Source organism: Syntrophothermus lipocalidus DSM 12680 (assembly GCF_000092405.1).
Classification (GTDB): Bacteria; Bacillota; Syntrophomonadia; order Syntrophomonadales; family Syntrophothermaceae; genus Syntrophothermus; species Syntrophothermus lipocalidus.
On sequence record NC_014220.1, the window covers coordinates 1,638,487 to 1,661,048 of the forward strand.

The following is a 22,562-nucleotide window of genomic DNA, read 5'->3' on the forward strand; positions in this document are numbered from 1 at the left end:
CCCGCTTATCCTACAGGCATATATTACACTTCATGGTTATACCTCTGCAACTAAGACGCCTAATTCATGTACACTCACACGCGCTTTTACAGAGGGTTAACCGGTCAGTTAACACTCTCCCTCGAAGCTAACAGCGTCGGTCAGGCCACGTCGTAGCCATACGCTTCTTCACCGTGTTGGGTTACGTCTAGGCCGACCTCCTCTTCTTCCTTCGGCACCCGTAAAGGCGTTACCAGGTTCACTGCCTTCAATATGATAGCTGTTACTACAAAAGCATAAACTATACTTGCAAGAACCGCTGCGATTTGAATCAGCACCAAACGCGGATTACCGTACAAAAGGCCGTTCGCACCAGCAGGGTTCACGGTTGTACTAGCGAAAACCCCTGTAAGAATAGCACCCAACGTGCCGCCAACCCCGTGAACACCGAACGCGTCGAGGGCATCATCGTATCCCAAAGCGGCTTTGGCCTTGCTAACAGCAAAATAGCAGGCAGGTCCAGCCACCAGACCAATTAATACCGCAGCAGCAGGCCCCACAAACCCTGCGGCGGGCGTAATCGCTACCAAACCGGCCACTATCCCAGAAGCCACCCCCAGGACCGTAGGCTTTCCGTGGTGGACCCATTCGGCTGCAGCCCAGGAAAGAGCTGCTGTAGCCGCGCAGGTATTCGTCACCACGAACGCGCTCGCAGCTAGGCCGTTAGCCGCAAGGGCACTGCCGGCGTTAAATCCGAACCATCCAAACCATAGAAGGCCGGCCCCTATAACCGTAAAAGGCAAATTGTGCGGGATCATAGTCTCCTTTCCTAAATTCGCTCTCTTACCCAGCACCAGAGCACCAGCTAATCCGGCCAATCCGGAGCTTATGTGTACAACTGTTCCTCCAGCAAAATCGAGGGCTCCAAGGTTCCTCAACCACCCGCCAACACCCCAGACCCAGTGGGCAAGGGGATCGTAAACTAAGGTAGTCCAGAGCAAGACAAACAACACGAAAGCCGAAAACCTCATGCGCTCGGCAATTGCCCCGGTAATCAAAGCTGCAGTGATGATAGCGAACATCATCTGGAAGGCGGAAAACGCGTAATGTGGTATGCTAGCGGCATAATCGGCATTAGGTCCGGTGCCGACCCCTCTTAAGCCAACCCAATCCAACCCGCCAACGACGTGCCCGATATCAGGACCGAAACACAGGGAATACCCAACCAACACCCACTGTACGGATACCAGACCCATGATGACAAAACACTGCATTAAGATACTCAGGACGTTTTTGCGCCGGACCATGCCCCCATAAAAGAGGGCCAATCCAGGGGTCATCAAGAAGACCAGAGAAGCGCAAATCAAAATGAACGACGTATCGCCAGAATCAAGAGATGAAGGCCCTGCAGCCCAAGCCGGCGGTGATACTGCTGCTATCAGGAGTCCCATGTTTACCAACGCCATCGACAAACCTCGCCTTATGCCCGTCATATCAATCCCTCCTCGTTTAGAGTAAAAAAAGCGCTAGTTATCTTCGACCGGTTGAGGTCCCCGGTCTCACCAGCGCCTTCGCTCGCTCTATTTTCGTTCTTTTACTACCGGCAACCCTCAGCCTATAAGGCCGACTCTCCTCGCTCTCCTGTTCGTATGCGGACGATCTCTTCCACAGGGTATACGAATATCTTCCCGTCACCTATATTGCCGGTGGCACAAACGTTCACTATGGTTTCTATGATTCTTTCCACCCAGTGATCCCGACACACCAGTTCAACCTTAACCTTGGGGAAGAGATCCACTGACAGCTCTCGTCCACGGTAATACTGCTTTTCTCCTCGCTGCAGCCCGCGGCCGGAAACCTCGTAGATAGTCATACCTCTGACTTCTAGTTTTGCCAGCGCTTCCTTGAGCTCCTCCAACTTACTCGGCCTGATGATAGCTTCAATTTTCTTCATCCCTGCCCTCCTCCTTAATTTCCAGCACCTCAAACCCTGATGGTGCCTCGTATTCAAAGCGGAAGCAGAAAAAGGCGCTTGTTTGTGATACTCAACGATCACCCAAGCGCCTTTGCCTGTCTCGCTTATGCAATTACCACGTTTAGTATAGCTGTTGAGTCGAAAGTAGGCAAGGGGGTCGACTCGGTTATACTGTATACTGCTAAACTCCGTTTTTAAATTATTCGAACTCGAGCTCTCTTCAACCACCAGTGTACTTGAAGTAAAAAGGCAAAATACTGGGTATCACCCATCAATTGACCAAACCAGGGCAGCTTAAAGACCTCGTCTCCGCGGAGTGCAGCTTCTCTAACTTTACCAACGTTGAGCAAGGGCAAGAGTGGTGAGTCCGTTGAATCCAGTACTCGAAGTAGATTTTTGCGAACAAGGGCCGCATATTTGGGGTGATGGGTCTTGGGATACGGGTTTTTTGGTCGAGCTAAAACCTCATCCGGCAGGACTCCTTCCAGGGCCTTCCGTAAAATACCTTTGGGCATCCCCCCATAAGTCTTAGTGCCCCAAGGTATATTCCAGACGTACTCGACCAGCCTGTGATCACTAAAAGGAACCCGGATCTCGAGCCCCCATGCCATGCTCATCCGGTCTTTCCGGTCTAACAGAGTGGGCATGAACCGAGTTATACTTAGATAGGTCATTTCCCGCATCTTGGCTTCCCAAGTCGATTCTTGTCGAAGCCTGGGTACTTCGGCAAGAGCGTCGTGTAAACGATCGGCTACATATTCTCTGGGTCGAATATGGTTTACCACCTCAGGGGACAACATATCCATCCTTTCGTCCAACATTCTCATCCAGGGAAATACCGAGGTATTCTGAATCCCCTTGCCATAAAACCAGGGATAACCGCCAAACACCTCATCGGCGCATTCTCCCGATAACGCCACCGTAGCCTCTTTCCTCACTTCCCTGCAAAAGAGGTACAGGGACGAGTCAATATCAGCCATGCCTGGAAGGTCATTAGCCCATTGCGCGGAATCCAAGGTTTCATGCAGCTCATTCACATCAATGGTAACCGAGTGGTGAACTGTTCCTAGACTCTCCGATACTTTTTGCACCCAATGATTGTCAGTGTCTGGTTGAAACAGGTCCGGTGTAAAGTATTGTTCGCTGCCCTCATAAGCAACCGAAAACGTGTGGAGTCTTCCCCGACCTTCTCGTTCGAAGACACGAACCGCGAAAGCAGTCAGAGCACTTGAATCCAACCCTCCTGACAGCAGAGTGCATACAGGGACATCGGCCACTAGTTGTCTTGATACAGTGTCCTGCAGTAAGTCCAAAATGCGTGCTGCCGTAATTTCGGCATCGTCTTCGTGCGGGCGGTTTTCCAGCCTCCAGTACCTGTGAATGTGTACGCCTTTTCGGTTAAACACCATGTAGTGACCGGGCTTCAACTCCTTTACCCCTTGATAAACTCCGTGCCCTGGGGTTCTGGCTGGTCCCATTACCAAAACCTCAGCCAGTCCCTCTGCATCTAGGCGGGGTTCAATTTCAGGGTGAGCAAGCAGGGCCTTGAGCTCCGAGCCGAAAATCAGCCCGTCCGTGTACTCATAATAAAACAATGGTTTTACGCCCAGTCGGTCCCGGGCTAAAAACAAACTCTGTTCAGTTTCATCCCATACAGCGAAAGCGAAAATACCGTTGAGCCGTTCGACCGACAACGGTCCCCATTCGATATAGGCCATAAGCAAAACTTCCGTGTCGGAGTTTCTAGTCTGAAAGATATACCCGCGAGCTTCTAAATCCGATCGCAACTCCTCTCCGTTGTAGAGCTCGCCGTTATAGACTATGGTACACTCCCTCTTACCTTTTTTTCGAGTCATGGGCTGAGACCCCCCTTCGGGATCAACCACCACGAGGCGGCGGTGCCCCAGAGCAACATTAGGTAACAACCAAAAACCTCGTGCGTCTGGTCCCCGATGAGAAAGGGTATCTGTCATGACCTCGATTACCTTGCGGTACTGTGATACATCTCGCTTCCAATCAATCCAGCCAGCGATTCCGCACATATTCATCACTCCTGTCTGAGGTCGTCTTGTGCAAAAAAAAGGCGCACGCAAGAGACAACTCTCCTGCGGCACCTTTGCCTGTCATATGTTTATGAAAACGTATGAAGAATGTTGCTGGAACTCTATGGGAAGTATTAGCCCACCTTAAACGTTCGAAAATGTTTTCGCCCTACCACAATTGCAACCTCAACACTGCACTCCTCGCGGATGATATGGCCATCAGCCTGACTTTGTGCTATTATCGGATGGGAAGTTGTGGAGCTCGACCCCGAACCCTTTTATCCAGGAGGTGATAATGATGGAAACTACTCCCAGGGGAATGAGATTGCACATAGCTATATTTGGCCGTCGCAATGTCGGTAAGTCCAGCCTTATCAATGCACTAACGAATCAGGATATTGCCCTGGTCTCTCCTATGGCCGGCACCACCACAGACCCGGTATACAAGGCCATGGAGATACTACCCATAGGCCCGGTAGAGATAATCGACACCGCTGGAATCGACGACGAGGGATTCTTAGGCCAGTTACGTATAAAGAAAACCATGGAGGTCCTGAACAAGACTGACCTGGCTGTACTGGTCATCGACCCGGTCCTAGGAGTAGGAGAATTCGAAACCCGCTTAAAAGAGACCATTGAAAAGAAAAACATTCCCATAGTATTCGCAGCGTCCAAAGCCGACACTCCAGAGTTTTCTCTCGAAACCGTCAAAACCTGGGAAGAAGTGCTGGGGAAACCCATCATCCCCGTGAGTTCTCTAACTAGATCCGGGTTGGAAGAGCTAAAGCAGCAGATGATCAAAGCAGCCCCCCGTCAGTTCGAGGAGCCTAACATAATCAGTGACCTCTTGCAGCCTGGAGAGCTGGCGATATTAGTTGTGCCCATCGACACGGCCGCACCCAAGGGTAGGCTTATCCTTCCTCAAGTGCAGACTTTAAGGGATCTTCTGGACCATGACATGATGGGACTGGTGGTGAAGGAACGCGAACTCCGGTTAGCTTTTAAATATCTGGCGATTAAGCCCAAGATCGTGGTTACGGACTCCCAAGCGTTCCTGAAGGTAGCAGGTGACACTCCCGAAGACGTACTCATGACCTCCTTTTCGATCTTAATGGCTAGGTATAAAGGAGACCTGGTGGAACTTGTCAAAGGTGCAGCCAAAATCAAGGAACTGAAACCGGGGGATCGGGTTCTGATCGCCGAAGCCTGCACCCATCACCGCCAGCCCGACGATATCGGCAAGACCCAGATTCCCAGGTGGCTCCGCCAGTACGTCGGGGGCGAACTTTACTTCGAGTGGTCTTCGGGTACCGGCTACCCGGAAAACCTGGCCGAATTCGACCTGATAGTGCACTGCGGCGCCTGCATGATCAATCGCCGCGAGATGCTACACCGTATCGAGCAGGCAAAAAAAGCCGGGGTTCCGATAGTTAACTACGGGGTTCTTCTGGCTTTTGTTCACGGCATACTGGAAAGAGCCCTGAAGCCGTTTCCTCTGGCCTTGATGGCTTGGGAAGAAACTAAACAGAAACCTCAAACCGCCTGACAGCCGATATAAAAGGTTTAAGGCTGGTTTTAGAACTCGTGAGTCAGCCTGGCCTGGTCAAACGTTCGACTTCAAGTAGTTTGTCGAGCGTTTCTTCGGTCATAAGACCTTTTTCCAAAACCAGATGGCGAAAACTGATACCGCGCCTTATAGACTCCAAGGCTAGCTCGCTGCAGGTATCGTACCCGAGATAAGGTGTAAGCACCGTGGCATAAACGGTGCTTTTTTCGACGAGTTCCCGGCACCGTTCTTCATTGGCCTCTACTCCTTTTATGCAGTAATTAATGAATATGTCGACTGCTTTTCTTAACAACTTCATCGATTCCAGCAAGCAGTGGGCGATAGTCGGAGAAAAAGCGTTTAACTCAAGCTGCCCACCTTCTGCGGCCAAAGTAATGGCCAGATCGTTTGCTATTACCTTTATGCTGACCTGATTTATCAACTCCGGTATAACCGGGTTTACCTTCCCTGGCATGATGGTGGATCCGGCCTGTAGCTCAGGTAGCCTGATCTCTCCTATTCCCCCTCGTGGTCCGGAAGCCAACAAGCGTAGATCGTTGCTGATCTTGGCCAGGTTAACCGCTGCCGCCTTCAAGAGTCCCGAAACCTCTACAAAAACATCCATGTTCTGAATGCCGTCAACCAGGTTTTCGTTCCTGGCCAAGCCGAAAGGAAACTCCATCCGCAGTTTTTCATTCACCAGGTAAATGTACTTTAAAGGAGCGTTAATGCCGGTGCCGACCGCAGTCCCCCCCAAGCTGACCTGTCGCAGTCGCTCCCCTACCTTGTAAAGGCGCCAGCGGTCTCTAGCGATAGCTTGGGCATATGCCCCGAACTCCTGCCCCAAGGTTATGGGCACCGCATCCTGCAGCTGGGTACGCCCGAGTTTGATGATATGGGCGAATTCTCTTTCTTTTTCTTGTAATGCTTCTTGAAGCTCAGCGAAACGCCAAGACAGTTCCTCTAACAATTGGAGAGCAGCTAGGCGCATAGCAGTCGAGTAAACGTCGTTGGTAGATTGATGAAGGTTTACGTGGTCGTTGGGATGAATCCGGTCATAGCTTCCTTTCGGCAGTCCCAGTATTTCCAAGGCCCGGTTGGCGATGACTTCGTTAACGTTGGCGTTGGTTGACGTCCCGGCCCCACCCTGAATGGCACTGATTGGAAACTGGTCATCCCACCTCCCCGACATAACTTCTTCCGCTGCCTGGACGATAGCGTGGCCGATCACCGGGTCAAGATCCCCTATCTCCGTATTGGTCTGGGCCGCCACCTTTTTTATCAAAGCGATAGCCCGGATAAGTTCCGGATGTACTCTGGCATCACTGACCGCAAAATAGAGTGCTGCTCGCGCGGTCTGGAGCCCGTAGTACACATCGTCTTCGATAAACAACTCCCCCAGAACGTCGCTTTCCTTCCTCATCTTATCGCCTCCATGTATGGCCATGTCTCGCATCGCCAATGTACCAGTATTAGCCGCCGCCTTTCAGTTCCATTTTACTTCTTTTTGGACACCTAGCGGAACTTCCAAAAAGAAAGAACGAAACGTTCCCTCGTCCGCTGTAAATGCTGCCAATATCATAGAACGATAACAGTAAAAGAAAACGGGTGCTTGACACGAAGTGGGCCTTGTCTTAGAATGACGACAGAAACCTTTAAGTTAGCCCCGTGAGGCTGGCAAGGGAAACGCTGAGAGATTGGAGCCTACCTTCCTTCTTTACGGGAGGTAGGCTTTATTTATGCCTTGGGGTAGCTGATATGGCCCTGGTTGGGATACGAAGACGAGGAGGGTCCTTGGCGAAAAGGATTGCTCAGAAGATCAAAGAGACCGAAAGGGTAAGGATGAAAGAGACTGACGGCAGAGACGAGGTGGTAATTGAAAAAATCGTTGAGACGTGAAGCATCCCTTTAAAGTAGTCCTGAGAGGCTAGCAAGGGAGGCCGGTTAGTACCAGGTTGATGGAGGTGGATTTCAAGCCTTCCCTGCTAGCGGGGAAGGCATTTTTATTTGATACACCGCATGAGGAAGTAGGGGAAAATCGTGTTTAAGCGGCGCAAGAACCGGTAAAAAACAGGTCACAAACGAGGTCGCGGTCAGAATGGCTTTATTGTATCTGATGACGGGAGGAGGATATTGCCTCGGGTACCAGAGCAGCAGCGGCAGGAGGGTTCACCACTGTAAGCTGCATGCCTAATACGAACTCTTTGGAAGCAACAACAGTAAACGCGTAGGGAGGAATCATTCGTATGCCGTTAAAGAGTGAACTCAAGAAAGTTATGGTCATTGGATCTGGCCCGATTATAATTGGCCAGGCGGCGGAGTTCGACTACGCAGGTACTCAAGCATGTCGAGCTTTGAAAGAAGAAGGAGTACAAGTTGTTTTAGTCAACAGCAATCCCGCTACTATTATGACCGACAGTAATATAGCAGATAGGGTCTACCTTGAGCCCCTTGTCCCGGAAGTAGTAGCGCGGATTCTACGTAAAGAGCAGCCTGATGGCATCATTGCCAACCTGGGCGGTCAGGTTGGATTGAACATGGCCCTGGCTCTGCACAAGATGGGTATTCTCGAGGAGACGGGGATACCGCTTTTAGGAACGCCTCTTGAGGCTATTCAGAAAGCGGAAGACCGCGAATTGTTCAAGAAGACCATGCAAGAAATCGGTGAGCCGGTGCCGGAAAGCACTATCGTGGAAGACGTAGAAGCAGCCGTCGAGTTTGCCCAACGTATCGGGTACCCTGTTATTGTTAGACCTGCTTATACCCTCGGAGGAACCGGGGGCGGAACCGCTTACAGCGAAGGAGAACTAAGGGTTATTGCCACCAAGGGACTGAAGATGAGTGTAATCCACCAGGTGCTCATTGAAAGGAGTGTTGCCGGCTTCAAAGAGATAGAGTTCGAGGTTATGAGGGATGCTAATGACAACTGTATAACCATCTGTAGCATGGAGAACATCGACCCCATGGGGATTCACACTGGAGATAGTATTGTCGTAGCGCCGGCACTCACCCTGAACGACGAAGAATACCAGATGTTGCGCAACGCTTCTCTAAAGATAATAAGGGCTTTGGGTATTGCTGGTGGGTGTAACATCCAGTTTGCTCTTAATCCCTTCAGTTCAGAGTATTATGTTATCGAGGTCAATCCCAGAGTTAGTCGTTCCAGCGCTCTGGCTTCAAAAGCTACAGGTTATCCCATCGCTAGAGTTACCACCAAGATAGCCATAGGATATCACCTGGATGAGATTCCAAACCGTATAACCGGTAAGACCAGCGCCTGCTTTGAACCGGCTATAGACTATGTAGTAGTGAAGATTCCTCGTTGGCCGTTCGACAAGTTTGGGGGCGGCGATCGCACCCTCGGTACTCAGATGAAAGCTACAGGGGAGGTCATGGCCATCGATCGTACTCTGGAAGCGGCACTGCTTAAAGGTGTCCGTTCTTTGGAGCAAGGGGTATGCGGACTGGTTCTACCCGAACTTACGGCTTTGAACGATGACGAGATAAGATTCAGGCTGAAGCATGCCGATGATGAGAGGATTTTCGTTATCGCTGAAGCTATCCGGCGTGGCATGACGGTGGATGAGATTTGGGACTTATCCCGCATCGATAAGTTCTTCCTCCGTAAGGTGAGGAACATAGTCGACATGAGGAAAAGGATAGAAGAGGAAAAACTTACAAAGGATCTTCTGTGTCAGGCCAAGCGGATGGGTTTTGCTGACCAAGAGATCGCGGCCTTAAAGAACGGTTCCGAGGCGGACATCAGAAACCTGAGAAAAGAGTTGGGAATAGTACCGACTTACAAGTTGGTAGATACTTGTGCGGCTGAGTTTCAGGCTGAAACTCCTTATTATTATTCTTGCTACGAAAACGAAGATGAAGCCCGGCAAGAGACGGACGAGCGCAAGGTACTGGTTATAGGAGCAGGTCCTATCAGGATCGGGCAGGGCATCGAATTCGACTACTGCTCGGTTCATTGCGTTTGGGCTTTGCGCCAAGCCGGAATAAAAGCCATCATCGTTAACAACAACCCGGAAACAGTAAGCACTGACTTTGACACCTCGGACCGGCTTTACTTCGAACCTCTTGTATGGGAAGATGTCATGAACATCATCGAAGAGGAAAATCCAGAAGGAGTTATTGTACAATTTGGAGGACAGACAGCCATCAACCTCGCCCAACAGCTGCAGCAAGCCGGAGTGAAGATTCTCGGCACAAGCTTCGAGAGCATAGACCGGGCCGAAAACCGGGATCGCTTTGACGAACTGGTCGAATCGTTAGGTATTCCACGACCGCCTGGAGGATCCGTAACTTCGATAGAGGGGGGCTTGGAGGTAGCGGAACGCATCGGCTACCCGGTGCTGGTTCGGCCATCGTACGTTTTAGGTGGCAGGGCGATGGAAATCGTGTATAACGAAACGGAAATGGTCGAATACATGCGCGGAGCAGTCAAGGTATCGAGGGAATTTCCGATTCTGGTAGATAAGTACCTCGGAGGAAAGGAATTGGAAGTTGACGCTATATCCGACGGGCAGGATGTGCTGATTCCTGGTATAATGCAACATATAGAAAGAGCCGGAGTTCACTCGGGCGATAGCATCGCCGTTTATCCTGCCCACCAAATATCCCAAGACACAAAGGAAAAAATTGTGGATTACACTACCAAACTGGCGAGGGCTCTCGCGGTGAAGGGCCTTATCAACATCCAGTTCGTGGAATTCGAGGGAGAACTCTACGTCCTTGAGGTAAATCCCCGCTCTAGTCGTACGGTTCCCTATATCAGTAAGGTAACCGGCATACCTATGGTCAAACTGGCTACCGATATAATCTTGGGTAAAACACTGAGCGAATTAGGTTATGAGAGCGGACTGTACCCCGTTCCGCCGTACTATGCCGTTAAAGCTCCAGTGTTCTCTTTTGGTAAGCTGCTGGAAGTCGATATTTCTTTGGGACCGGAGATGAAGTCTACGGGTGAAGTATTGGGAATTGATGTCTGTTTAGAAAAAGCCTTATATAAAGCTCTGATAGGAGCCGGCATCAGCATACCCGAATCCGGCACTATCTTAGTCACGGTAGCTGACAAAGATAAGAAGGAAGCCTTGCCCATTATCAGAGGATTCTATGATCTGGGATTTACCATAATGGCTACGGCAGGTACGGCTGAGGCTTTGCAGAAAACAGGTATAGAGGTGCACAGGGTGAACAAGCTGAGCGAGGGGCACCCGACGATCGTGGATCTAATTAGGCAAGATCAGGTTGATTTCGTCGTTAATACCCTCAGCAAGGGTAGAAAACCATACAGCGATGGATTCCAAATCCGCCGGGCTGCAGTGGAGCTCGGTATTCCGTGCTTGACTTCTCTTGATACTACCAGGGTGGTGCTGGATGTTATCCGCAACTTGAAAAAAGGGCGGGAATTTAGCGCGGTCTGCCTGGAGGAATATTTGTCCTGAATTTATAATCCCGTTTAACACGCGCTCAACAATGAATGGAGACGTTTCTGTTGGTAATGTTGGTTATCGCTCTGGTTTAGTTCTATTTTTGGAAATTATGTAAAATTCTCGATCACAGATTGGATTGGTTGAACACCGGTCGTTCACTTTAAACCCTTTCCATCACTCTGACCTTTTTAAGTCCGGTTGCCAAAACAGCTCCTGCCAGCAGGATCAAAGCCGCAACCCAAAAGCTTGCCGATAACCCCCAGTGGTCAGCCACAATACCGTTGACCAGGGCCCCCAGTGAACCCACGCCCCACGCGAAACCCATAGACAGACCGGCAGCTATACCCACACTTTCCGGAAGATACTCCTGACAAAGTACAACCATAACAGGCAGGGGAGCATGTACGGTTAGCCCACAGGCCATCAAAAACAGCACCGACCAAAGGCCGTTAGTATACAAGAAAAGTCCCGCGAACACCGCACTCAACAACATGCTGACGACTATTATCCTGGTTCTCCCCAAACTATCCGATAGTTTTCCGGCTATAATGCCCCCAACGGCACCTACCGCCAGGAACCAGGTAAGAAGGTTCGCTGCCGCTTGATACGAATACCCGGCCTTCTCCAGGTAAAAAACAAGGTAATTGCTCAAAACGAGGTGCCCCCAAGCCCTTAGTATCATAGTCCACGTAAGGATCAATATTGCCCCTCTGAAAACCGTTCTCGCCTGCCTGATATTCCATCTCTTAGGGTTCGGTTTTAGACCTGATAGTCTTGTTGTAAAAGCCCCGATTACAAACACCGCTGCTGGTACCAGTGCCCAAAAGAGAGCATTTAATGACCAGCGATCAACCAATAAAGCGACGACCACGGGCCCCACGGCGTAACCCAAGGCTCCTGCCGAAGAAAACAAGGACATTAAAACCCCCCGGTTATAAGGATCCAATTGGTAAGTGTAGGTTGAGCCTGCCGGGTGGTATACCCCGTTCGCGACCCCAGCTACCAAAGTCAGTGCAAGAAACACATAGTAGCCGGTTGAAAGCACGCTTGCGCACATGAGCAAGCCACTTAACACCACAGGCCAAACCAGCCACCTCGATGAAGGGTGAATATCAAAAAGCCACCCGAACACCGGCTGGGCCAAATTTGCGGCAATCAGGCTCCCGCTGATGACTATTCCGGCCAAGGTGAGGTTAAGGTCGAGCCTGGGGGCCATAACCGGAAGCAAGGCTGGCAGGAAATTGATATACATGTCGGTCAAAGCGTGACCCCCTGCCAATAAAAGAAAAGCTCTGGTTCTCATGATTTGATTTGCACTATTAGTTCAATCTCGCAGGGAGCATTGAGAGGTAAACTGCTAACCCCTATCGCCGCTCGGGCATGTTGTCCGGCTTCGCCGAAAACCTCTTCCAGCAGTTCGGAAGCACCGTTTAATACTCGCGGCTGTTCGTGGAACCCTTCTGCGCTTTGTATGTACCCGGTCATTTTCACTACCCTTTCCACACGGTCCAAGCTGCCTACCAAAAACTTAACCACTCCGAGACAATTCAAAACCGACTGGCGGGCGCAGGCCACCCCTTTTTCCAGATCTAAGTCCACTCCCAACTTTCCTTTATATATCAGCTCTCCGCGACAAGTTGGAAGCTGACCGGAGGTGAAAACCAGATCCCCCACAACGACGCCAGGAACGTAAGCCGCTATAGGCCGGGGAGGCGATGGTATCTCCAATCCTAATTCTTTTAAGCGTTCCTCGACTCCCATGCTCATATTCCCCCTCACTATCGTATGATACCCTGAATAACGCCCATCAAGAAGACAAGATAAAACACTCCGCAGAAAAGCAAGGTCCCAGTACTAAGGTAACCCTTTCGGGTGACCTCGACGTACATCACGGCTGCGGCCAAAAGAGCACAGAGAGCGCTGACCATAGCCCCGACGCTGAGCCTCCAATCAGTCAAAAAAATGCCCAAAGCCGGTATCAACGAACTCTGGAAAACCATAGCCCCCGTAATGTTGCCTAAAGCCAACGTGTCTTTACCCCTGGACACCCAAATGATGCTGTTAAACTTTTCTGGCAATTCGGTGGCAACCGGAGCAATTATCAGAGACAGCACGAAGGCGGGTACCCCATACGCGTGAGCGATATCTCTAACAGCGGTTACAAAACCGTCTGCCCCCAGTATTATTAAACAGAGCGATACCGCCACCTGAAACAAAATGGTCCTTAACAAGGGGTACTCGGAGCCGAAACAAAAATAGCAGCGCCGCAGTTCTTCCCCGTCATCCCTTCCTCCTTTGCTTTCGGTTATGGTCACGTAAACGTACCATAAATAGGAAAATACCATGAAGACTCCAATAATAAGCTGCCAGCGACGCAAAGGAAGAGCGCCTACCAAAACTGCTGCCGTGAACACTATTAAGAAAAAGCCGAGGTCACGCCGAATAACATCCTTGTTAACTTGAAGTTTCAGGCCGTGCACGCGCCGCCACCTGAAGATAATTACGCCTACCCCGGTAACGAACATGGCCAAAGTCGAAAGCATCAACGGAGCCCCGAGAATCGCCCCGATCCCGATTTCCTTCCCTTCAGCTTCGCCTCCCAGCAGGATCGCGATAATCGGGATTAGAGTTTCAGGCAAAGCCGTACCGACAGCAGCCAAGATGCTCCCGACCGCTCCCTCCGACAAATTAAGCCTTTCCCCTAACCACTCAATGCCATTAGTGAAAATCTCGGCTCCGATAAGTATAATAACCAGGCTCACAACCAACAACACTCCACTGTTCACCTATCTAACCCCCTAGTGGTTCTGCTTGTCCAACCCTTGCTCAATCGGTTATAGTGACCTCATATCGCTGTCTCCGGTCAAAGCCTACACACCAGCGATAACCGGCTTGTCTAGCCAGTTCCCGAGCTTTCGCCAAATCCCGGCCCACATCTCCGGGTTCGTGGGCATCCGAGCCAAAGGTTATCGGAATGTCGGCCTCGAACAAAGCCTTAAGCAAGCTCGGGCTCGGATACATCTCGTTTACTGGCTTGCGCAATCCAGCGGTATTGATTTCTACCACCACTCCCGAGCGTTTCATCTGCAGCAGGAAAGGCTCCACGTACTCGAGGTCCCGCTTGCGTGCCGGGCGGTGGCCCCATATCTTGATGAGATCCAGGTGTCCGATGACATCGAACAAGCCCGACCTTACAGCTTGCGCTACTAAACGGAAATACCGCTCGTACAGCTCATCGATGTCAGCCCCATCAAACCCGGATCTTGAGTCGGGGCGATCAAACCCCCAACCGTCAATAAAGTGAACCGAACCTATGACGAAATCGAGATCCCATTTTTTTATTATACCCCTTATCTCCCCCTCCCGCTCAAAATTATAGTCTATTTCCATCCCCTGCCGGACGCATATACCGGAGGCGTTCATCCGCACTACTTCCAAGACTTCCGGCCTTATCCTTCGTCCCCACTCTTCGTGTTCAGCCAGGCCGATTTCGGTTATCCCTTGCCTTCGCGCCTGATCGAGGAATTGTCTTATCCGCTCCTCTGTGTACTCGTACTCTCCGTGAGCGAGAACGTGCACGTGGTAATCAACCAGCATCCGTCAAGCCCCCTGCCTCAAAATTGTCTGATCATCAAAACCTGACCGGTGACCGAATATAATTTATTGCATCGCCAAGGCCATTGTAATACAATTGGAACGAAGTTCAGGTTTCGCGCGAAGGAGGTTAACATGGCTAATATAATCCCCTTTATTGGTTTAAGGTACAACACTAATAAGATACCAAATCTGGCTTCTGTAGTCACCCCGCCTTATGACATAATCGACGAAGCCGCCCAGGTCCGGTACTATGCCGAGCACCCTGCCAACGTGATCCGTCTTGAACTTGGTCTCGAATTCCCCAACGACGATGAGAACAACAACCGCTACACCCGGGCCGCCGAGTACATGCAACGGTGGATTGAAGAGGATATCCTGGTTTATGAAAGTAAACCTGCCCTCTACTTCTACCAGCAGGAGTTCAATATCCAGGGGAATACCGTCGTCCGGAACGGCTTTATCTGCGGTCTTAAAGTAGAAGCATACGATAAAGGCAATATCCTACCCCACGAAGAGACCCTGTCCAAGCCCAAAGAAGACAGGCTGCGTTTGCTCCGGGCTACCCAAGCCAATTTCAGTTCGATCTTCGGGCTGTATTCGGATCCAGAAAAGACTATCGATAGCGCGTTGCAAGCAGCCATAAGCGATACTTCTCCCACCTCTGAACTAGTCGACGAAGTCGGGGAAACTCACCGTCTGTGGGTGATTACCGATAATGAAACCATCCGCACTGTGGTCGAGGCCATAAAAGACAAGAAGATCTTCATCGCTGACGGCCATCACCGGTATGAGACCGCCCTCGAATATGCCCAGGAAATGGAGGCTAAAGGCTTACCTGGATACGATTACGTAATGATAACTTTGGTAAACTTGTATGATCAGGGTTTAATTATCCTTCCCACTCACCGCGTGGTAAAGAATCTGGAAGGTTTCGACCTGGAAGCTTTTCGGGTAAAACTCGGCTCCTATTTCAACGTTCGGCCCTTTGGTTCGGCTGACCAACTGTCAGCGTTTCTTAAAGCCATGGAAGAACAAGGTGAAGATCAACAGGTTTTCGGTATGTATGGTCAAAACGGAGTTCTGTACATCTTGAGCCTTAGGCCCAACGTCGAGATAACACAAGCCTTGCCGAATGATAAATCAGAGGCTTGGAAACGGCTCGACGTTGCGGTTCTCGATAACCTCGTACTCGACCACATGCTGGGCATCGGGGCTTCGCAGCGCAAAAACCAAGAATACCTGGCTTACACCAAGGACGCACAGTGGGCAGTGCAACAGGTCGACAAGGGCCTTTATCAAGTCGCCTTCTTCCTCAACCCCACCCGGGTCAAGGAAGTGGTAGACGTTGCCCAAGCCCGTGACAAGATGCCCCAAAAAGCAACCTACTTTTATCCCAAGCTGTTAACCGGTCTGGTCATAAACCACCTGGCCAAGAACATCAGCGGTTAAAGCTTAACTTGGAAAATCCAGACTTCTGAGAAAGACCTCTTGAAAATCCGGCTGACTAGCCAGCTCAAGGTAGCGGATGGAACGCGCAAGGCGGTCAGCCTCTTTTTGTTTTTCTCGAGATAAGAGGGCCATTATGGCACCTTCAGCCGCTGCATTGCCGATTCCTATAATGCTTTCCGGTCTGACAGGCGGCAAGAGACCTAAGCGAAGGATACTGGCCGGGCGAAGGTATTGGCCGAATGTACCCGCCAGGTATACCCGGTCTAAGTCTGATACGGAGAGCCCCGCCCTCTCCAACATTATGTCAACTCCTGTCCTGATCGCCGCCTTGGCTAATTGCAGTTGCCGGATGTCATTTTGGTTGATCCCTACTCTCCTCAATTCAGGGGCAGCGGACTCATTCAAAACAAATGATCCCTGAGGTCCGCCCTGGATTGGGCTCAGAGTTCCGTTCTGGTTAAGCCAACCTAATTCCAACATAGCGGCCACAAGGTCAATCAACCCGGAACCACAAAAGCCAAGCGGCGGGCCTTCTCCTAGAACATTGAACTGGATCTTATCTTCTTGTACCCATACCCTGTCAACAGCCCCCGGCTCAGCGCGCATTCCTGACGATATGTTGCCGCCTTCGAACGCAGGGCCAGCGGCTGCAGAACACGCCCACCACTCTCCTTTATGGTAAAGAACCATCTCTCCGTTGGTCCCTATGTCGAGATAAAGAAACGTTTCTCGGCCGTGCAGATCCAGGGTTAAAAGACCTGCCACCACGTCTGCTCCCACGAAACCCCCGACCTGGGGGAGGATTCTAACTTGTCCCCGGGGATGAATCCTGATCCCAAATGTTGATGCTGTTTCAGACCAACTGTGCCTAAATACCCCAACGAAAGGTGCCCCTCCAAAACCACGAACATCAAGGCCTGCAAACAGGTGCAGCATTACCGGATTGCCCACCGCCACCACCTGATACACGTCGGCAGGGCTTACCCCGTGAAAACTGGTCAGTTCGTCGATCATCGAATTAACGGCCGCAACTAAGACCTCGTTGAGGCGGGTTAACCCTCCCCTGTTCTCTGTGGCCCGGCTAACGCGCGAAATCACGTCTGCCCCGTACGTTTTCTGAGGATTGCCACGAGTCACTACCGACAGCCGTCGCCCATCTTCCAGGTCAACCAAAGCAGCATACAGGCTGGTAGTTCCTATGTCAACCGCTACTCCCAACACGCGGGGCGTGCTGCTTGCGGTCACCTCGACCAAACAGGGTCCGATCGCAACGCCGTTTAACGAAACCTCGCCCCTGCTAACTTCAGTGCTGAGCCGGTTCCAATTATCGAAAGTCAGGCACAAATGAGACTCGGGAAAGGCTTGGGCAAGGCGTTCCCAAAGAGTCTCAGTGCCCTCTTCTGTCCGTGGAGGGACAGCCCCGCTGATCCTCTTCACCTCGGGTGCGATTTCAAATCCGAGCGCACGCCCTTCGGCTTTCAGAAATGGGGACAGTTCCATTGAAGATAAGTATACCTGCGCCGGCCCTAACACCCGGCAGTGACAAGCCAGCCGAAAACCAGGCGACACGCCTTGCTCCAGCATGAAGCGGCTTTCTTCCGGCCCGGGAGGCGATACTTCACCTTCTACCCGCACCCAGCAGTGCCCGCATGTCCCTCTACCACCGCATTCTCCTTTTACGTGATGCCCGCGGCTCTCGAGTATATCCCAGAGCAGCTGCCCCGGTAACGTCCATATTTCTTCGGCCTGATGAGAACCCACGTAAACCTCTAACTTAGTTCCTCTAACCATTTCCGGGCTTCGCTCTCCTAATTCGGTTGCCCTTTAGACAATAATTAATAATGAAATCGACGAGTTTGTCGCTGTCGTTCGGTTGAAAAACGGGCACCGGTAATTCTCCGATGTCAAAATCAGACACTACCGCGATCGTCTGGTTTAGCTCCATAAGCTCGCTGCTTACCTCGCGGCGTATGACTTGGATCTTGGGCAGGTCTTCGTTTTTGAAACCCTCAACCAGGACGATATCGAGTCCAGGCGTCACTTTCTTCAATATTTCATCAAGGCTCATCTTGCCCTCTTGCTGCCGGTACTCAACCGCGATTTCGTTCGACACAACAGCCATCAAAGATGCGCCGGCCTTAAAAAGGCGCATACTGTCCTTACTTCCTTCTTCGAAAACGATGGGATGAAAAGCATGTTTGATAACGCCCACTTTGAAGCCGCGATCCTGTAAACTGGAAATGACCTTCTCCAACAAGGTCGTCTTCCCTGCATTATGTGAACCCACGAATGCGATTACTGGAACCACTTGTAATCCTCCCGTGTTCGAAATACCGGATGATATTAAGCCTCTTTTCTCTCCTTTACAAGCAACATCTTATTCCATCCCCAGCTGCTACGTCAAATCAGCAAAAACAAAACCACCCCCTCACCCCGCCTTCTCGCCCCGGATAATTGTAAAATTCCAAGGAGAATAAGAGTGATAAGAGTGGATCGTCCAACCTATTGCGGATCTGCAGCAAGTGCTGCTCTTTCGGTAAAGAAAACGTCGACAAAGCTTCAAGAAAACAAAAGGCACACTCAAATAAAAAAGCGGCCTGAATAAGCCGCTTTTTCTTGTTACTCCTGTTTAGTCTCAGCCATGAGAACGAACGAGAAGAATATAACGAACACCAGAGACACCACGAGTACCGTTGGCATCTGTGTGACATCCTTCTCTGCTATTTTGTACCACACATTAAAACCGATCACACCCAAACCCAACAAAATATAAGTCCAAAGCTTGAGCTTGCCAGGCAGGGAGAATTTCTTCGACCAACTACAGAACTTTCCGAAGAGTATAAGCCCGATTACTACGATACCGAATTCCATGGCAGCCGTTACAAACCAGTTCTCCATCTTGTCACCTCCTTTGTTCTAAATACTGATTGCTGATCAAACCCCCATATAATAGCCACTCAATCTGCTCAGCACAAGCTTAGGACCGTTCCTTTACTATCCAATAGTCATTTCTCCACGAAGACCCGATTTCCTTCTTGTTTTGAGATATTTTTTTGAAGTTTCGTTGATTGTATGTGCTCCAGGGTGTTAATATATTATGTGCGAGTAAATCAGATAGCCGCGAGGTTACACCTCGAGGAAAGTCGGGGCTCCGCAGGGCAAGGTGCTGGGTAACACCCAGTGGGGGCGACCCCAAGGATAGTGCCACAGAAACAAACCGCCCGGCACTCAATGTACGGTTCAAACGAATTCAAGGACCTCCTCCCGTGTTGCGTTACGATGCGCATCTTAACAGGATTGAACTGTGCATTGAGTGCCGGGTAAGGGTGGAAAGGTGAGGTAAGAGCTCACCAGCAGTTAGGCGACTAACTGGCTCGGTAAACCCCACCTGGAGCAAGACCAAATAGGGAAGCTATGGAGTGGCCCGCTCCGCTTCCGGGTTAGGTCGCTGGAGGTGTCAGGCAACTGGCATCCTAGATAGATGGCTATCTAATACAGAACCCCGCTTATAGATTTGCTCGCACCGGTTTTTTAGGGATACTACAATGAGTTCTTGGAAGCCCCACTGTAGCATCCCTATTACCTTAGCAGCAAAAACCGGGCTGTCAAAGCCCGGTTTATTTGTCTACGCGGTTTTCCTATTTCTTCTTCTTGGACGTCCTAGATTTGTTAGGGCCTTTGCCCGTTTTCTTGGGTTCCTCCTTGATAACCACTGCTTCTTTAAGGGATTTTCCGGGTTTAAAAGCGGGGACACGAGTAGCTGGAACTTCGATTTCCTCTCCTGTAGCCGGGCTGATGACTTTCCTTGCCCTACGATTCCTCACCTCGAAAGTCCCAAAGCCGATAATCTGGACCTTGTCGCCGCCGGCCAAAGCTTCCTGAATCGAAGCGACAGCAGCATCGAGTACCTTTCCGGCTTCCTTTTGAGTTACCCCAGCCTTCTCCGCCAATGACTTGACAAGTTCCGCTTTGTTCACAGCATAATCCTCCCTTGGTAAGATTTTTCGGCCTGATCTTAACCATTCATCACAAAGTCCGTAATTCCTTCTTTAAAAGCGATATTTTTCTACTTTTTTTTAGAGTATCACCAATTCCTCGGGATTCCATCCTTCCCTGTCAAAAAATTATCCCTAATTGGCGGAGTTTCTCTTCGGTTGGCTTTCCTGTTTCGGGGTCCCAGCCCCGAGCGTGGTAATACTTTTTCAAAACTTCTCGGGTCTTTTCTTCATCTAATGCATTGCCCTTAACTCTCTGTTCGTAGAAGCGGCGCGGAAATGCCGAGTCTTCGGGCTTTTCGCCTTCCCGGAGGTTGAAAAGCTTCATCAGGTTCCATGCCCTTTCCGCCGCCAGCATCAACGCGTCCGGAGTCATCTCGAGTCCGGTAAACGCGGTATATGCTTCAGCTAGCACCGTTGGCCCAACCCCATGTAATACCGGCGGTCGGATACAAACCCCAACCGAATTAAAAAGGTTAATCAGGTCTTCGGCCCACTTCGACATAAGGGCGACATCCACGGTATCATCTCCGATATCTATCGTCTGTTCCTTCAATCCACGTGGCATATCTAGTTCTTGGTACACCTTGCGCCCCAGCCCAAACCGCTCTTTTTGATATTCAAACCTGTTCTCGTTGTAACGCAAGTTTTCTACCGGGTTTCGACACCGAAGATGGTCCCCACCCCTTACGTTGGTCAGCATCCCCAAGGTCCAGGTTGACCACCTGCCCCGAGGGTCAATCATTGGCAGCTCCAGGCCCTTTACATGCATGGCTCTTTCTTCGCCGCCTCTCAAACGGTGACCTGCACGTTTAGTTCCCTCTGCTAAAACGTCGCCTATCCCTTGACGGTAAGCAATGTCGTGCATGAGCTTTAGCACAGCTTCATCATCACCAAAAGCCAGATCGTACCCAACTTCCTCCCTGGATAGAAACCCTTGCTCGAATAGTTCAATGGCCATGGCAATCACCCCGGCTGCGCTAACCATATCCATCCCCAGCCTCTGCCCCATTTCACAAGCCTTGACTACAGCCTCGAGCTTCAGCCCTACCTGGGAGCCAAAAGATACGACCGGTGTCACTTCCATGTCCTTCATCCGCAGTCCCCGGTACTTACCATCCTTTATCTCTACCCAATGAGCACACGCTATGATGCACGCGTGGCAAGCCACGTTCCTCTTTATAAAGCCTTCGACCCTGGATCGGGCAAATTCCTGATGCCAGTCAGGCAGACAACCCTGGGTGAAGTTGTGGGCTGCTAGCGCGTTGAAATTACCATAAGGAATAGCGGCATTCATCGAACCATAACTCTTGAACGGAACGAAAAACGGCGACGACTGTATTAGTTCCCGGGCTTTGTTGGCAACCTCGAACATCTTATCCGGCTGGCAAATCTTCACCCGTTGGTTTCCTTTGATTACCACCGCTTTAAGCCTCTTAGAACCCATCACCGCACCGAGCCCTGTACGGGCCCAAGCGTCGTAATATCCGTTTTCAATAGATGCGAATTTTACCAGGTTTTCTCCGGCAGGACCGATCAGAGCCACTTGGCATTCTCCGTGACGGGCCTTCAGAATGTCCAAGGACTCCCACGCGTCCTTGCCCCACAGGTCAGATGCATCTCGAATCTCTGCTCGCTCATCCTCTATCAAGAGATACACCCCGCTCGGTGCCTGCCCTTTTACTATAACCCCATCATATCCACATTTTCTTAGTCCCAGTCCGAAAAACATACCAGAGTTGGAAGTCCCAAATAAGCCTGTAATCGGAGACTTAGCCGATACTTCGGTCCGGGAAGCCGTAGGAAAGGGTGAACCTACCAAAGTACCCACGCTGAAAACCAAGACATTATCAGGTCCCAGAGCGTCAGCTCCGGGAGGGACCTCATCGTACACGATGCGAGCGTTAAAACCTGTTCCTCCCAAACATTCTTGGCAAAACCGCGGGCTCAGTTGTCTCTGTTTAATCTTATTGGCAGAAAGATCCACCTCCAACATTTTTCCTGCATAGCCCCATAAACCTTCCATCTATCACCCCTCCTGTTTGGTCCCGGTCACCACTCCAACCGGTATTCACCCGGATGAGCAAAAAGCTTCTCCACACCGGCCAAAAAAGCGTCCGCCTTTTCTAAGCCCATTACTACTTGCACGCACTGGTAATTCTTGAGAAAGGTCAGCTCAAAACCTTGGGTTGAATATGCTCCTCTCATCATCAAGCCCCGGAAGTCGTCAGGATATAACTTACACTGTTTTCCCTTTCGGTGATAAAGTTCCTCGAATAGTTGCCGGAAGGACCTGATCTCTTCTTCCCAGTCCAGCACGACCTGGCATCGATCGTGGTTCTTACTGCTGTAAAAAGTTATGGATAATTCCCGCTCACCGTCAAATCTTAGCACCGCTCCGTTAACCTGGTTGCTCCCAAAGTTATCATAATTATTTTTGCCTTCATAAAGCTCCACCTTTCTCACTCCCCGTCTCCCGGCTTCTTCTTAGTGCCCTTCATACCCAACCCCACTGCTGTCAGATACAGCAAGAAGGCA

Annotated in this window: 17 protein-coding genes, 1 other RNA gene and 1 pseudogene; 5 read left to right on the forward strand and 14 right to left on the reverse strand. The window is 50.7% G+C overall.

Features of this window, described 5'->3' with window-relative positions; all coding sequences use genetic code 11:
* Nucleotides 1-140: 140 nt before the first annotated feature.
* The 3 genes from SLIP_RS07810 to asnB form a co-directional block, all read right to left on the reverse strand.
* Nucleotides 141-1,472 carry an ammonium transporter gene (locus SLIP_RS07810; RefSeq protein ID WP_013175735.1) on the reverse strand — a complete coding sequence of 444 codons (1,332 nt, stop codon included), beginning with the start codon at nucleotides 1,470-1,472 and terminating at the stop codon, nucleotides 141-143.
* 122 nt (nucleotides 1,473-1,594) lie between these two features.
* The gene (locus SLIP_RS07815) at nucleotides 1,595-1,933 is read right to left on the reverse strand and encodes a P-II family nitrogen regulator (protein ID WP_013175736.1); all 339 of its coding nucleotides are present in this window, start codon (nucleotides 1,931-1,933) and stop codon (nucleotides 1,595-1,597) included.
* Between the two features lie 215 nt (nucleotides 1,934-2,148).
* Nucleotides 2,149-3,996: an asparagine synthase (glutamine-hydrolyzing) gene (gene asnB / locus SLIP_RS07820; RefSeq protein WP_013175737.1), complete on the reverse strand. Its 1,848-nt coding sequence runs from the start codon at nucleotides 3,994-3,996 to the stop codon at nucleotides 2,149-2,151.
* A 298-nt stretch (nucleotides 3,997-4,294) separates the two neighbouring features.
* Between asnB and hydF the strand changes: the two genes are divergently transcribed.
* Nucleotides 4,295-5,542, forward strand: coding sequence for a [FeFe] hydrogenase H-cluster maturation GTPase HydF (gene hydF, locus SLIP_RS07825; RefSeq protein WP_041432888.1), 1,248 nt, complete (start codon nucleotides 4,295-4,297; stop codon nucleotides 5,540-5,542).
* A gap of 43 nt (nucleotides 5,543-5,585) precedes the next feature.
* On the opposite strand, the gene SLIP_RS07830 is transcribed toward hydF, so the two are convergent.
* Nucleotides 5,586-6,965 carry an aspartate ammonia-lyase gene (locus SLIP_RS07830; RefSeq protein WP_013175739.1) on the reverse strand — a complete coding sequence of 460 codons (1,380 nt, stop codon included), beginning with the start codon at nucleotides 6,963-6,965 and terminating at the stop codon, nucleotides 5,586-5,588.
* 700 nt (nucleotides 6,966-7,665) lie between these two features.
* Between SLIP_RS07830 and SLIP_RS13175 the strand changes: the two are divergent.
* Nucleotides 7,666-7,743, forward strand: a pseudogene (locus SLIP_RS13175) (hypothetical protein); the annotation flags it as partial.
* Nucleotides 7,744-7,788: 45 nt separating this feature from the next.
* The gene (gene carB / locus SLIP_RS07835; RefSeq protein ID WP_013175741.1) at nucleotides 7,789-10,995 is read left to right on the forward strand and encodes a carbamoyl-phosphate synthase large subunit; all 3,207 of its coding nucleotides are present in this window, start codon (nucleotides 7,789-7,791) and stop codon (nucleotides 10,993-10,995) included.
* A 148-nt stretch (nucleotides 10,996-11,143) separates the two neighbouring features.
* On the opposite strand, the gene SLIP_RS07840 is transcribed toward carB, so the two are convergent.
* Genes SLIP_RS07840 through SLIP_RS07855 form a run of 4 tightly spaced genes read right to left on the reverse strand, consistent with a single transcriptional unit; the run spans nucleotide 11,144 to nucleotide 14,580 of the window.
* Nucleotides 11,144-12,244, reverse strand: a complete 1,101-nt coding sequence (locus SLIP_RS07840) for an MFS transporter (protein WP_041432891.1) — start codon at nucleotides 12,242-12,244, stop codon at nucleotides 11,144-11,146.
* A 38-nt stretch (nucleotides 12,245-12,282) separates the two neighbouring features.
* A complete protein-coding gene (locus SLIP_RS07845) occupies nucleotides 12,283-12,744 on the reverse strand; it encodes a RidA family protein (protein ID WP_013175743.1) in 462 nt (153 codons plus the stop codon).
* A gap of 17 nt (nucleotides 12,745-12,761) precedes the next feature.
* Nucleotides 12,762-13,769 carry a sodium:calcium antiporter gene (locus SLIP_RS07850; protein WP_013175744.1) on the reverse strand — a complete coding sequence of 336 codons (1,008 nt, stop codon included), beginning with the start codon at nucleotides 13,767-13,769 and terminating at the stop codon, nucleotides 12,762-12,764.
* A 40-nt stretch (nucleotides 13,770-13,809) separates the two neighbouring features.
* Entirely contained in the window at nucleotides 13,810-14,580 is a 771-nt protein-coding gene (locus SLIP_RS07855; RefSeq protein ID WP_013175745.1) for a histidinol-phosphatase, read from the reverse strand.
* Nucleotides 14,581-14,712: 132 nt separating this feature from the next.
* Between SLIP_RS07855 and SLIP_RS07860 the strand changes: the two genes are divergently transcribed.
* Complete coding sequence (locus tag SLIP_RS07860; RefSeq protein ID WP_013175746.1) at nucleotides 14,713-16,029, forward strand: DUF1015 domain-containing protein; 1,317 nt, start codon at nucleotides 14,713-14,715, stop codon at nucleotides 16,027-16,029.
* Nucleotides 16,030-16,032: 3 nt separating this feature from the next.
* On the opposite strand, the gene SLIP_RS07865 is transcribed toward SLIP_RS07860, so the two are convergent.
* From SLIP_RS07865 to SLIP_RS07875, 3 genes are all read right to left on the reverse strand, one after another.
* Complete coding sequence (locus SLIP_RS07865; RefSeq protein WP_013175747.1) at nucleotides 16,033-17,820, reverse strand: ASKHA domain-containing protein; 1,788 nt, start codon at nucleotides 17,818-17,820, stop codon at nucleotides 16,033-16,035.
* Nucleotides 17,813-18,337, reverse strand: a complete 525-nt coding sequence (mobB, locus tag SLIP_RS07870; RefSeq protein WP_013175748.1) for a molybdopterin-guanine dinucleotide biosynthesis protein B — start codon at nucleotides 18,335-18,337, stop codon at nucleotides 17,813-17,815. The genes SLIP_RS07865 and mobB overlap by 8 nt, the downstream gene beginning before the upstream one ends.
* 311 nt (nucleotides 18,338-18,648) lie before the next feature.
* A complete protein-coding gene (locus SLIP_RS07875; protein WP_013175749.1) occupies nucleotides 18,649-18,927 on the reverse strand; it encodes a hypothetical protein in 279 nt (92 codons plus the stop codon).
* A gap of 204 nt (nucleotides 18,928-19,131) precedes the next feature.
* On the opposite strand from SLIP_RS07875, the gene rnpB reads away from it, so the two are divergent.
* Nucleotides 19,132-19,554: RNase P RNA component class A (gene rnpB / locus SLIP_RS12220), an RNA gene on the forward strand.
* A gap of 113 nt (nucleotides 19,555-19,667) precedes the next feature.
* Here the strand turns inward: rnpB and SLIP_RS07880 are convergent.
* The 3 genes from SLIP_RS07880 to SLIP_RS07890 form a co-directional block, all read right to left on the reverse strand.
* Nucleotides 19,668-20,006: an HU family DNA-binding protein gene (locus SLIP_RS07880; RefSeq protein WP_013175750.1), complete on the reverse strand. Its 339-nt coding sequence runs from the start codon at nucleotides 20,004-20,006 to the stop codon at nucleotides 19,668-19,670.
* Between the two features lie 139 nt (nucleotides 20,007-20,145).
* The gene (locus tag SLIP_RS07885) at nucleotides 20,146-22,050 is read right to left on the reverse strand and encodes an aldehyde ferredoxin oxidoreductase family protein (RefSeq protein ID WP_013175751.1); all 1,905 of its coding nucleotides are present in this window, start codon (nucleotides 22,048-22,050) and stop codon (nucleotides 20,146-20,148) included.
* Nucleotides 22,051-22,076: 26 nt separating this feature from the next.
* Entirely contained in the window at nucleotides 22,077-22,490 is a 414-nt protein-coding gene (locus SLIP_RS07890; protein WP_013175752.1) for a hypothetical protein, read from the reverse strand.
* Nucleotides 22,491-22,562: the final 72 nt, after the last annotated feature.